The 14,053-nt window shown below is 72.3% G+C and carries 4 protein-coding genes and 1 pseudogene; all 5 read left to right on the forward strand.

The genetic code is table 11. The features are described from left to right. Positions 1-8: 8 nt before the first annotated feature. Positions 9-161: pseudogene (locus ABTZ59_RS22375) on the forward strand (hypothetical protein); the annotation flags it as partial. A 315-nt stretch (positions 162-476) separates the two neighbouring features. Then, positions 477-4,703, forward strand: coding sequence for an SDR family NAD(P)-dependent oxidoreductase (locus tag ABTZ59_RS22380; RefSeq protein ID WP_503003420.1), 4,227 nt, complete (start codon positions 477-479; stop codon positions 4,701-4,703). Between the two features lie 62 nt (positions 4,704-4,765). Beyond that, positions 4,766-8,974: a non-ribosomal peptide synthetase gene (locus ABTZ59_RS22385; protein WP_351410579.1), complete on the forward strand. Its 4,209-nt coding sequence runs from the start codon at positions 4,766-4,768 to the stop codon at positions 8,972-8,974. A gap of 32 nt (positions 8,975-9,006) precedes the next feature. Beyond that, positions 9,007-12,417 (forward strand): non-ribosomal peptide synthetase, encoded by a 3,411-nt coding sequence (locus ABTZ59_RS22390; protein ID WP_351410588.1) that lies wholly within the window; start codon positions 9,007-9,009, stop codon positions 12,415-12,417. A gap of 4 nt (positions 12,418-12,421) precedes the next feature. Further along, positions 12,422-13,993, forward strand: a complete 1,572-nt coding sequence (locus tag ABTZ59_RS22395) for a GMC family oxidoreductase (protein WP_351410594.1) — start codon at positions 12,422-12,424, stop codon at positions 13,991-13,993. Positions 13,994-14,053 lie beyond the last annotated feature (60 nt).

Below are 14,053 nucleotides of genomic sequence, written 5' to 3' on the forward strand. Positions count from 1 at the left end.
GTGATCCGATTGAGGCGGGTGCGTTGTTGGCTGTTTATGGTGGGGGTCGTGAGCGTCCTTTGTTGTTGGGGTCGTTGAAGTCGAATATTGGTCATACGCAGGCGGCGGCGGGGTTGGCTGGTGTGATCAAGATGGTGATGGGGATGCGGGCGGGTTTGGTGCCGGCGTCGTTGTATGCGGGTGTGTTGTCGGAGCATGTGGATTGGGGTTCTGGGCGGGTTGAGGTGCCGGGGGAGTTGGTGGAGTGGCCGGTGTCGGGTGGGCGGCGGCGTGCGGGGGTGTCGGCGTTCGGTATCAGTGGGACGAATGCGCATGTGATTGTGGAGGAGGCGCCTTCGCGGTCGGAGCCGGTGTCTGCCGGCCCGGTGTCGCTGTCTGTCGGCGGGGCCTCGACGTCGGTGTCGGTGTCGGCCGGCGGAGAGTCGGCGTCGGTGTCTCCTGGTGGGGCGTCGGTGTCGGTGTCGGCTGGTCCGGTGGTGTGGTGTTTGTCGGCTGTGTCGGATGTGGCGTTGCGGGCGCAGGCTGCTGGTCTGCGGGTGTTTTTGGAGGAGCGGCCGGAGGTGTTGCCCGCGGATGTGGGCTGGTCGTTGGTGAGGACGCGTGCGTTGTTCGATCATCGGGCCGTGGTGGTGGGTGAGGACCGTACGGAACTCCTCACCGGACTCGAAGCACTCGCCCGGGGCGAGGAGGCCCCGCAACTGGTCCAGTCCGGCCCGGGGCGCGGCAGGACTGCGTTCCTGTTCTCCGGACAGGGTGCGCAACACCCTGGTATGGGTGCCGAGTTGTACCGCGCCTACCCCGTCTTCGCCGAAGCCTTGGATGAGGTCTGCGACCAGCTCGACGCGCGTCTCGACCGTCCCCTGCGAGAGCTGATGTTCTCTTCGCCGGGATCCGACGAGGCGCGGCTGCTTCACCGCACGGCCTACGCCCAGCCCGCTCTGTTCGCCCTGGAGACCGCCCTCTACCGGCTGGTGCGGTCCCTCGGTCCCGTTCCCGACTTCCTCATCGGCCACTCGGTGGGGGAGATCAGCGCCGCGCACGCCGCCGGAGTTCTGACACTCGCCGACGCGTGCGCCCTTGTCGCCGCCCGCGCCCGGCTCATGGAGGCCGCGCCCGATACCGGTGGCATGATCGCGATCGACATCGGCGAGGCGGAGATGCGGGGCTGCCTCGGCGAGTTCGACGGCAGTGCCACCATCGCCGCGGTCAACTCACCCCGGTCCGTGGTGATCTCGGGGGAGGACATGACCGTCGAGAAGGTCGCCGCCTACTGGGAGACACGGGGGCGGCGAACCACTCGGCTGCGGGTGAGCCACGCCTTCCACTCCATGATGATGGACGGTGTCCTGGAGGAGTTCCGCGCCGTGGCCGCGACCATTTCCTTCAACGCGCCGGAGATACCCGTCATCTCCAATCTGACAGGCAGGCCCGGGGCCGCCGGCGAGCTGTGCTCACCCGACTACTGGACCCGCCAACTCCGGGACCCCGTCCGGTTCATGGACGGGGTGAACAGCCTGTTCGAGGAGGGGGTGACCACCTTCCTCGAACTCGGTCCCGACGCCACCCTCACCGCTCTGGTCGAGGACTGCGTCACGGGCACCGGTCCCGCGCCGACCCTGACGTCCGTGCTCCGGCGGGAGAGGCCGGAGACACGCACGCTCGCGACGGCTCTCGCCGAGGCCCATGTCGCCAACACCACCGTCGCTCGCCCCAGCCTCGGCCATGACGCCGCGAGGGGCGCGGTCGAGCTGCCCACGTACCCCTTCCAGCGGAGCCGCTACTGGCTGGAGGGCCAGGACGCGGTCCGCCGGCCGGCCGGCGGGCGGGGCGGATCCCCGGACCATCCGCTGCTCGGCGCGGGCATCGACCTGGCCGTGACCAGCGACCGCTGGTTCTCCCAGGAACTCTCCGCCGACCGGCCCTGGTTCGTCCGTGAGCACCGCGTCGCGGGGCGGTCCGTGCTGCCCGGCAGCGCGATGGTCGAATGGGCACTGGCCGCCGTACGGTCCATGGGCCGTCCCGAGCCTGCCGCCTGGACGCTGCGGGACGTGACCTTCGACGAGTTCCTGCCGTTCCCGGACGACGGGAGCCCGCTCACCGTGCAGGCCCTGGCCGAGGCGACCGGGAGGACACACCGGGTGCGTTGTCTGAGCCGGCGGGCCGGGCACGGGACCCCGGCCACACCCGACGGAGGCTGGACCGAACACGCCACCGTGGCGAGCGCCGGGCCCGGTGACAGGCCCCGCCCGGCGCCCGCGGCCAGGCCCGGGCCGGAGGCGGACATGACCGAGCCCGCCATCGGGCGGCTGTATGACTCCTTCCGGAGAATCGGCCTGGATTACGGGCCGGCCTATCGCGCGCTGCGTCGGGTCCGGGTCGACGGAGACCGGGCGCACGGTCTGATCGTCGCCGACGAAGCCACCCGGGACCAGGACACCTATCTGCTGCACCCGGTCGTACTCGACGCCTGCTTCCAGATGGTGGTGGCGTTCACCGCCGACGACGACACACTGCGCGTACCCGTCGCCGTCGACCGGATCGATGTCTACGGGCCGCTCCCGGCCCGGGTCGAGTGCCGGGCCCACCGGCGTGGGACGGCGGACCCCGGTGACGTGTCACTGGACCTGGAGGTGTCCTCGGAGGACGGGGAAGTCCTGGCGACCGTCGAGGGGTTGCGCCTGCGTGCGGTGCCCCGTTCCGCGCTCGGCGCGATGACGAACCCGACTCCCCGCGGCTACGCGCTGACCTGGCGGCCCCGGCCCGACCTGCCGGGGACCGCGCCCGCCCCCCGCGCGCGGACCGGCGGTTGGCTCGTGTGCGGAACCGACCCCGGGGCGACCGTGTCCTGGCGCGACCGGTTGGCCGCGCTCGGTGTCACGGCCACCGCCGTGGTCACCGGCGCCACCGCACCGCGCGCGGACTCCGGCGCCGTGCACGTGGACGCCGTCTCGGACAGTGACGTGCGGGGCATGCTCGACACCGTACGCGGCGACACAGGACAGCCCCTCGCCGGACTGATCCTTCTCACGGAGCCCACCGACGCGGGAGCCGACGAGGTCGTCGAGGCCACGTACCGGCTGGCCCATCGGACCAGCACACTGCTCGCCGGTTTCCTGCGGGCCTTCGCCGCCGGACGCCCCGAGATCATCATCTGCTCGGCGGGCGCGGCGGTGGCGCCCGGCGACGGCGCGGCTGTCGGTGGCGCCGCTGCCGGTGGCGTGAGCGCCGACGGCGCCGGAGCCGACGGCCGGGCGCCCGAGCTCGCACCGTCCGTCCTGACCGCCCTCACCCGGTCGGTCATCGCCGAGTACCCGGACCTGACCTGCGTACAGATCGATCTCGCCCCCGCGGCGCCGATGCCCGCCCCGGCGGAGATCCTCGACCAGGTGTCGGCACTCGGCGGTTCGGGTCATCTCGCGGTGCGCGACGGACAGTGGTACGAGGCCCGCCTGCGCGAGGAGGGACAGGACGCGACGGCGACCGGCGGGACACCAGGAGCCGGCGCACAGGATCCGATGGTGGTCCGAGGCGACGCCACCTATCTGATCACCGGCGGTCTGGGCGGCCTCGGTCTGGCCACCGCCGGCCACCTGGCGGGCAAGGGCGCGCAGTGCCTGCTGCTCGTCGGCCGTACGCTGCCCGCCGGTACCCCGCCCGAGGTGGCGGCGCTGCGGGCGCGCGGGGTCCGGGTCGAACTCCGGGCCGTCGACATGGCGGACACCGCCGGGGTCGAGCGTGTCCTGGCGTACGCGCGGGGCGAACTGCCGCCGCTGCGCGGGGTGGTGCACGCGGCCGGGATCAACGCCGAGGGCGTCCTGGAGCGGGCCGACTGGTCGGAGCTCAGCCGGGTGATGGATCCGAAGGTCAAGGGGGCCTGGAATCTGCATCGCCTCACACACGATCTCGACCTCGACTTCTTCGTCCTCTACTCGGCCCTGGGGGCGCTGATCGGCCTGCCCGGGCAGCCGGGCTATCTGATGGCGAACACCTTCCTGGACGCGCTCGCCCGCCACCGTCGGCGCCAAGGGCTGCCCGCCCTCAGCGTGGGCTGGGGAGCGTGGGCGGACACGGGCATGGCGGTCGACGGGGGCCTCGTGGAGCGGTTCGCCGCCTCGGGCATCCACGGCATGCCGGCCGACGAGGCCCTGCGTGCCCTCGACCTCGTGTCCGCGGACGGTCCCGCGCACATCGCGCTGGCCGCCGTCGACTGGCGGCGGTACGGGGCCGCCGGTGGCCGCCGGCTTCCGGACACGCTGCTCGGCGATGTCGTGCCGCTCGGCCCGTCCTCGGCGCCCGACAGCGGCACGGGGACCGCCCCGGGGACGGCGACCGACAGCGGGCCCGGCCTGGCCGAACTGGTCCTCACCCGGCCCGAGGAGGCACCCGGGATCGCCCTCGACCGGCTGCTCGACCTGGTGGCCGTGCTCCTCGGGATGTCCGCGAAGGAGCGGGACGCGTTGCGTCCCACCTTCCACTACAAGCACCTCAACGAACTGGGCTTCGACTCACTGACCACGATCCGGCTCCGCAACCGGCTCCGCGCCGACTTCTCCGCCGATGTGCCGGCGGACTACCTCTTCGGAGGCGGTACGGCCCTGGAGATCGCCGGGCTGATCTGCCGGCAGCTGACGACCATGAGCGTGCTCGCCACCGACGACGACGTGCTGGACGACGGCGCGGAGACCGAGGTGCTGACGCTGTGACCGCCCCGGCACCCCCTCGACTGCCCCACGACTCGTCAACTGGCGGACAAGGAGAAACCGCTGTGCCTGAAAGCGGATCCCAATCGGTCCCGTCCCTCCTCGACGACCTCGCCCGGGCCGGCATCAGACTGCGGCTCGCACCGGGGGACCGGATCGAGGTGATCGCCCCCAAAGGAGGGCTCACCGGCGATCTCCGGGAGCGGATCGGCCGGCTCAAGCAGGAGCTCATCGCCTGGCTCGACGGCGCCAGGACCCGCCGGGAGCAGGAGGCCGAGCTGCCCGTCGTGACACCGGACGAGCGGCGTCTCCACGAGCCGTTCGCCCCGTCGGACCTTCAGATGTCGTTCATCATGGGCGGCAGGGAGGGGTTCGAGTACTACGTACGGCCCCACCAGTACATGGAGTACGACCTCGCCGAGGCGGACCCCGGGCGCCTGGAGAAGGCGCTCAACCAGGAACTGGAGTTCCAGCGGCGGAATCTGGTCGTGGTCCGGGAGGATCTGCGGCTCCAGACGGTCCGGGACCCGGGTCCCGCCCATATCGAGGTGTTCGACGTCCGTCACCTGGACGCGGCGCGGGCACAGGCGCACATCGAGCGGGTCCGTGACTCCATGACGCGACGCGAGCCCGTGCACGACCGCTGGCCCTGGGTGGACATGCGGCTCAGTCTGCTGCCGGACGACACCGCCAAGCTCCACTACAACAACAACAACCTCTTCAGCGACGCCCCGGCGACCCTGCGGTTCATCAGCGCCGTGCTGCGGCGCTACGAGAACCCCGGGGAGTCCCCGCCCGAACTGGAGATCAGCTATCGGGACTGCGTGCTCGCCCTGGCCGAGCTGGAGGAGTCCCCGCTCGGCCAGGCGTCGAAGAAGTACTGGACCGACCGGATCGCCGGCTGGCCCGCCGCACCGGAGATACCGCTCGCGGCCGGCGCCGACCCGCGACGGCGCTCCCGGCTGGAACGCCGGGAACTGCTGTTCCCCGCCGACGTCTGGGCCTCGCTCAAGGAGAAGGCCGCCGCCCGCAATCTCACCACGACCAATGTGCTGTGCGGCGTACACGCGGAGGTCCTGGCGTTCTGGAGCGGCTCGCGCCACTTCCTGCTCAACAACATGATCACCCACCGGCTCCCGCTGCATCCGCGGATGAACGAGGTGTTCGGCAACTTCGCCTCCCTCTACCCACTGGAGGTCGACTGGCGGCACGAGGAGGGCTTCGAGGACCGGGTCCGCCGCCTCCAGGCGCAGGTCCTCTCCGACGTCGAGCACATCTACTGGAGCGGTGTGAAGGTGCTCCAGGCGCTCAACCAGCACCGCCGCACCCCGGGCAAGGCCGTGTGCCCGTACGCGGTCGGCAGCGCGCTGTTCGTCGGAGCGGCCGAACGTCCCGTGCACAGCCTGCTGGAAACCCCGCAGACACTCATCGACTGCGAGTTCTGGGATCTGCGGGACGGCAGTCTGTGGGTCATCTGGGACGTCATCGAGGACATGTTCCCGCCCGGGCTCGTCGACGCCATGCAGGAGGCCTACCGCGACATCGTCATGCGGCTCGCCGAGAGCGACGAGGCATGGCGGGAGCGGGCCTTCGACCCGCTCCCGGACGCGCAGCGCGCCCGGCGCGCCGCACTCGACGCGCCGTCCGGGCCGGTGCCCCCGGGACTGCTGCACGACTCCCTCGCCCGGCAGCGGGCCCGGCAGCCGGGCCGCCCCGCCGTGGTGACCGCCGACCGTACCCTCACCTACGACGCGCTCGCCGGATGCGCCGAGCGGATCGCCAGGGCGCTTGGCGAGTCCGGTGTCGTGCCCGGCGCCCTGGTCGCCGTCGCCGCGCCGCCGGGATGGGAGCAGATCGCGTCGGTGCTCGGCGTTCTGACCGCCGACGCGGCCTATGTGCCGGTCGATCCCGACTGGCCGCAGGACCGGCTCCGTTATCTGCTCCAGGACACCGGTGCCGCCGCCGTCCTCACCAGCCGGGCCCGGCTGGACACGCTCACCGCGCTCACGGGCGTGCCCGTACTGGCCGTTGACCCACCGGAGGCGGGCGAGACCGGTCACGTCCCGGCGGCCTCGCCGGAGACGACCCGGCAGCCGGGCGACCTCGCCTACGTCATCTACACGTCGGGCTCCACGGGCCGCCCCAAGGGAGCGATGCTCGACCACCGGGGGCCGCTCAACACCGTCACCGAGATCAACCGCCGCTACGGCGTGACCTCCGACGATGTGCTCTTCGGCATCTCCTCGCTCTGGTTCGACCTGTCGGTCTACGACATCTTCGGCGCCCTGGACGCCGGCGCCGCGCTCGTGCTCGCCGAACCCGGCCGGCCCGACCCCGCCGCCTGGACCCGTACCGTCCGGGAGCGGGGGGTCACGGTCTGGAACTCCGTGCCCGCCCTCATGCAGCTCTTCGTGGAGGAGGCCGAGGGAGCCGGACTGCGGTTCCCCGGACTGCGCACGGTCCTGCTGAGCGGCGACTGGATCCCGGTCGGACTCCCGGACCGGATCCGCGCGATCGCGCCCAACGCCCGGGTGATCAGCCTCGGCGGCGCCACCGAGGCATCGATCTGGTCCATCTGCTACCCCGTCGACCGGACCGACCCGGACTGGACGAGCATCCCCTACGGGAAACCGCTCGCCAACCAGAGCTGGCACATCCTCGACGAACTCGGCCGCGACGTCCCCGAGCAGGTCACGGGACAGCTCTTCATCGGCGGCGAGGGCGTCGCCCTCGGATATCTGGGGGACGCCGAGAAGACCGCGTCCGCCTTCGTGCCCCACCCTGTCACCGGCGAACGGCTGTACCGCACCGGCGACCTCGGGCGCCTTCTTCCCAGCGGAGACATCGAGTTCCTCGGCCGGATGGACTTCCAGGTGAAGATCCAGGGATTCCGCGTCGAACCGGGCGAGGTCGAGCACGCGCTGCTGGACCTCCCGGACATCGGGCAGGCGGCCGTCGTGGCACGCGGCACCCGCTCCGGTAAACAACTGGCGGCCTTCGTGACCGCCAAGGAGGGCTGCCCCGCGCCGGTCCCGTCCGGCATACGGGCCGCCCTCGCCGAGCGACTGGTCGGCTATATGGTGCCCAGTCATGTCGCGGTCCTCGACCGCCTGCCACTGACCGCGAACGGCAAACTGGACCGTACGGCCCTGGAAGCCCTGAGCCCGGCCGACATCGACGGCGGGCACCTCCCCGCCGAACCCGGGACCGCCACCGAGCGCACCCTGCTGGACATCTGGCAGTCGGTTCTGGCGCGCGAGCCGATCGGGGTGCACGACGACTTCTTCGACCTGGGCGGCCAGTCCTTCACCGCGCTGCGGGTCATCGGGCAGATCGCCCGCCGACTGGGGCACCGCGTCCCGCTGGGCACGTTACTTGAGCGGCCCACCGTCGCCGGACTGGCCGACTGGCTCGACACCCGGCAGAGCGACTGGACTTCGCTGGTCCAGCTCCGGTCGTCCGACGGTGACGGGAATCCCTGGTTCTTCGTCCACCCGGCCGGCGGCAACGTGCTGTGCTACCGGTCGTTGGCCGAAGCACGCGACCGGCCGTTCTTCGCGTTCCAGGCACCGGGCCCCGCCACCGGCCAGGAGCCGGTGGACAGCGTGCCCGAGCTGGCCGCTCTCTATGTCGCGGCGCTGACGGACGTCCGGCCGCGAGGCCCGTACCGGATCGGCGGCTGGTCCTCGGGTGCCGTGATCGCGGCCGAGATGGTCCGGCTGCTTGAGGCGCGCGGCGAGCGGGTCGAGCGGCTGGCGGTGATCGACTCTCCCGCGCCGGTGGCGCCGCGCGCGAACGCCGACGAGACGCGACTGCTGCTCTGGTTCCTCGAAGACCTCGACATCGGCTTCGACCCGGGCGCCCCCGGCGCCACGGAACTGCCCGGGCCCGAGGGGCCGCCGGTGACGGTCCGACTCGGCCGCGCGCTCGACGCGCTCCGTGACCGGGGCCTGGCCGACACCGGACTCGACCGTGATGAACTCGCCGACACCTTCGCGGTGTTCAAGGCCGTCGTGGCGGGCTGCGACCGCTACACCGCGTCGCCGGTCGCCGCCGACATCACGGTGCTGCGGGCCCGCGACGGCCAGGTCGGCGAGTTCGCCGGCCACCCCTTCGCGGCGGCCCCCGACTGGGGCTGGTCCGCGCTCACCAGCGGTGCCGTGAACAGTCTGAGCGTTCCCGGAACCCACCACACACTGCTCGTCGGCGCGTCCGTGGACATCGTCGCCGACGCCCTGGACAGCACGCCCTACCGCGGGCGGCGGGCCCGGTGACCGCGGCGGCGCGAGACGGAGGAGGACCTACGGTGACGGTGACTCAGGAACTGCTCGGCGAATTGCGCACGCGCGGCATCAAGCTGCGTCTGACCGACGGCCGACTGGACGTGGTGGCCCCGGCCGGCGCGCTGACCGCGCGACTGCGGGACGAACTGCGCGAGCGGCGCGACGATCTCGTCGCGATGCTCAGGGATGTGTCGGCCGGCCCGGAAGAGGGCGCCGTCGTGCCCCGCCCCGCCGACCGCCACGAACCCTTCCCGCTGACCGACATCCAGCACGCCTACTGGGTCGGTCGCGGGTCCGCGGTCGAACTCGGCGGTGTCTCCACCCACATCTACTTCGAACTCGAACGCGCCGGGTTGGACCAGGACCGGCTGGAGACCAGTCTCCGGGCGGTCATCGCCCGCCACGACATGCTCCGCGCGGTCATCGGCCCCGACGGCATGCAGCGCGTGCTGCCGGAGGTCCCCCCGTACCGGATTCCCGTCGCCGATCTGCGCGGCCTGGTGGCGGAGAAGCGGGAACAGGAAATCCTGCGCACCCGGGACGAGATGGACCACCAGGTCCTGCCCGCCGATCGCTGGCCGCTGTTCGACATCCGTGCCTCCCGGCTCGGGGACGATCGTCTGCGCCTCCACATCAGCCTCGACACCCTGATCCTCGACGGCTACAGCATGTATCTGCTGTTCCAGGACTGGCGCCGCTTCTACGAGGACCCCGACTGGTCGCCGGAGCCGCTGGACCTCTCCTACCGCGACCATGTGCTGGCCGAGGCGGCGGCGCAGGAGGGCCCCCGCTACCGGGCGGCGGAGAAATACTGGCTCGACCGGCTGCCCGAGCTGCCGCCGGCGCCCGCCCTGCCGCTTGCCGCGCAGCCCGGCACGATCGGCCGGCCCGAGTTCGGCCATCGCGGGGGACGGTTGCCGGCCGCGCGGTGGACAGCCGTCAAGGAGTCCGCCCGGCGGTTCGGGGTCACCCCGTCCGCCGTGCTGATGACCGCCTACGCCGATGTACTGCGGACCTGGTCGAGCGAGCCCGACTTCACACTGGACCTGACCCTGTTCAACCGTCCGCAGTCCCATCCGCGCATGGGCGAGCTCATCGGCGACTTCACCTCCGTCACCCTCCTCGCGCTGCCGGCCGGCCAGGGCGAGGCGTTCGCCTCCCGGGTGCGGCGGCTCCAGCTGCGGCTCATGCGGGATCTGGAACACCCCGAGTTCAGCGGCGTCCGGGTGCTGCGCGAACGGTCCCGCCGCGCGGGCGGCGGGCCCGGTGCCTCGATGCCGGTCGTCTTCACCAGCGCGCTGGTACTGGGGACCGGCGGCGAGGACCCGTCGGAGGGGATCCGGTTCTTCGGGGACGAGATGTACGGCATCACCCAGACCCCCCAGGTGTGGCTGGACCATCAGGTGACCGAGGAGCGGGGCGACCTGCTGTTCAACTGGGACGCCGTCGAGGCCCTCTTCCCCGCCGGTCTCCTGGACGACATGTTCGACGCCTACCGCGCCACCCTGGACCGGCTCGCCACGGACCCCGCCGCGTGGACGGAGCCGACGACAGCGCCCGCGCTGCCCGAGTGGCAGCTCGCGGAGCGCCGCGCCGCCAACGACACCGGCGCGCCCATCCCGGCCCGCACCCTTGGCGACCTCGTGGTGTCCCGGGCCCGCGGGTGTCCCGACGCGACCGCGGTGATCGACGAGAACGGCGAGCACAGCTACCGCGAGGTCATGGCGGCCGCGGCGGGGCTGGCCCACCGGCTGGTCGAACTGGGCGCCACGCGGGACACGCTGATCGGTGTCGTACTCGACCGGGGCGTGGACCAGATCGTCGCCGTGCTCGCGGTCGCCCTCTCGGGCGCCGCGTATCTGCCGGTCAGCCCGCAGTGGCCGACCGCCCGGCGGCATCTGCTGCTGGAGCGCGGCGGGGCACGGATCGTGGTGACGGCCCCCGAGGCGCGCGACGAGCTCGACTGGCCGGCCGGTGTCCACCTCGTCACCTCGGCGGATCCCGAGGTGAGCGCTGCCGGCACCGAGCCCCCTGAGGTCGATGTCCATCCGGACGACCTGGCCTATGTGATCTTCACCTCCGGGTCGACCGGACAGCCGAAGGGCGTGATGATCGACCATCGGGCCGCCGCCAACACCCTCCAGGACATGAACGAGCGGTTCGCGGTGGGTCCTGACGACCGGGTGCTCGCCCTGTCGTCGCTGAGCTTCGACCTCTCGGTCTACGACGTGTTCGGCGCGCTCGGGGCCGGGGCCGCGGTAGTCGTGCCGGCCCGCGGCCGCGGGCACGATCCGCTGCACTGGGACGAACTGGTACGGCGCCACGGCGTGACGGTCTGGAACTCGGTGCCCGCCCTGATGCGTGCATGGACCGAGGCCCCCGCCGCAGGAGGGAAGGACGGCCGGGGCGAGTCGAGCGTCCGGCTCGTCCTGCTGAGCGGCGACTGGATCCCCGTCACCCTTCCCGCGGCCGTCCGCGCACGGCATCCCCGGGCGGAGGTGGTGAGCCTGGGAGGCGCCACGGAGGCGTCCATCTGGTCCGTGCACCATCCGATCGGGGACGTGCCACCGCAATGGACGCGGATCCCGTACGGCAAGCCCCTCGCCAACCAGACGCTGCACGTGCTCGACAAGCACCTCGAACCCTGCCCGGTGTGGACCACGGGGGAGATATGCATCGGCGGGGTGGGCGTGGCCCGGGGCTACTGGGGAGCGCCCGAGCTGACCGCGGAGCGCTTCGTCGTCCATCCGCTGACCGGCGAACGGCTGTATCGCACCGGCGACCTCGGGCGCTATCTGCCGGGCGGGGACATCGACTTCCTCGGGCGCGCGGACTTCCAGGTGAAGATCAACGGATACCGCGTGGAGCTCGGCGAGATCGAGGCTGCGCTGCGCTCCGCCCCCGGCGTCGCCGACGCCCTGGTGGGAGTGGAGAGCAACCCGGCGACCGGCGGACGCCAGCTCGTCGCGCATCTCGTGGCCGAGGACGGCGCCGCCCGGCCCGCCGGTACGACCGGCACCGACCGCGCCGCGGGCGTCCGCGCCGCCGTCGAGGAACTGCTGCCGGGGTACATGGTTCCGCACCACCTCCTCTTCATCGACACGGTGCCGCTCAGCGCCAACGGCAAGGTCGACCGGGCTGCTCTGCCCGCCCCATGGACCGAGCCGGCGTCGAAGGAGCGGACCGCCCCGCGCGACGAGCTGGAGGACCGGCTGACGCGGATGTGGGCCGACGTGCTCGAACGGGACGACTTCGGCGTCGACGACAACTTCTTCGAGCTGGGCGGGGACTCACTGCACGCGGTACGCGTCCTGACGTCGATCCGCCAGGAGATCGGTCTCGAACAGGACGCGGAGGACGACCTCGGGATGCTCTTCGACTTCCCCACGATCGCGGAACTCGCCCAGCGGCTCACCGGCCGAGCGGAGGGGTGACGGCATGTCAGGAACCGATGCGGGGGGAGCGGGACAGCGCACGGCGACGGTCGAGGGGCACTGGGACGAGGTGATCGTCGGGGCCGGCTCCGCGGGCGCCACCCTCGCGGGACGGCTGTCCGAGGACCCGGGCCGCCGCGTCCTGCTCCTGGAGGCCGGGCCGGACAACCAGGGCGATCCACCCGGTTCGCCCGACAACCCCGTGTTGTCGGGGGCCAACTGGGACCACTCCGCCTACATCCAGGGGGAGTCGGAGAACGGACGGCGCTACCCGTATGTGGTGGGCAGGACCGTCGGGGGCTCCTCCGCGGTGAACGGCGCCCTCGCGCTGCGCGGTCTGCCGGGCGACTTCGACGCCTGGGCGGCCGCGGGCAATCCCGCCTGGTCGTGGGAGAGCGTGCTGCCGTACTTCGTCCGGCTGGAGTCCGACGGCGACATCAAAGGGCCCGAGCACGGTGGTGACGGGCCTCTGCCCATCCGCAGGCCCTCCGAGGACGAGTTCGGGCCGCTGTCGGCCGGCTTCCTGCACGCCTGCCGCGACCACGGCGTGCCGACAGTGGCCGACCTCAACGCGGCCGACTGCACCACGGGGGCGGGGCCCATTCCCCGCAACGAGGCAGGCGGCCGGCGCGTGTCGACGGCCGACGCGTACCTCACCCCTGCCCGGCACCGGCCCAACCTCACGGTGGCCGGGCACTGCTCGGCCGCCCGGGTCGTGTTCGACCGTGGCAGGGCCGTCGGTGTGGAGGCCGTGAGCGGCGGGCGGCTCGTCCGTATCGGTGCCGACCGCGTGACGCTCTCGGCCGGAGCCATCGGCACCCCCACGATCCTGCTGCGCTCGGGCATCGGCCCGGCCGACGCACTGCTGCGGCTGGGCATACGCCCGGTCGCCGAACTGCCCGGTGTGGGCGCGAACCTCATGGAGCATCCGATCGTCGCCCTGTGGGGGCTCCCCGCCCCGGCCGGCTCCCGATCCGGCGAGCCCATGCACCAGGTACTGGCGCGGGTGTCGAGCACGGGCGGCGCCCCCGACCTCAATCTCACCCTGGTCAACAACGCCACCGACCTCGATGTACCCGTGATGCGCGGGGTACTCAAGGGCCGGACCGCGTTCTCCCTGCACGCGTCGCTGCTGACGCCGCGCTCCCGCGGCTCCGTCACCCTGCGGAGCGCGGAGCCGGACGCCGATCCCGTGATCGAGCTCCGGCTTGCCTCGGACCCCTGGGACGTCGAACGCCTGATGACGGGCACCCGGACGCTCTGGGAGATGGTCAGGGGCAGCCGCCTTGCGCCGCTGCTTGAGCGCGTGTTCCTCTGGACCGACCGGACGGTGGAGGACGACGCCATGCTGCGCCGTTCCGTCTCACGGTTCGTCTGCCCGTCCTGGCATCCGGCGGGGACCGCCGCGATGGGCCCGCCCTCGAACCGCGCGGCGGTCGTGGACGAGCGCTTCCGCGTGCACACGGTCAGCGGACTGCGTGTCGTGGACGCCTCCGTGATGCCGGCGATACCGAGCGCGCCGACCAACCTCAGCTGCGTCATGCTCGGCGAGAGGGCGGCGTCGTGGAGCACGTAGGACCTGTCGGGCGACGCGCCCCGGGGACCGGCCGGAGTGTACGGGGGGCCGCCGCCTCCG

Source organism: Streptomyces sp. NPDC094034 (assembly GCF_040303865.1).
In the GTDB taxonomy this organism is placed as follows: Bacteria; Actinomycetota; Actinomycetes; order Streptomycetales; family Streptomycetaceae; genus Streptomyces.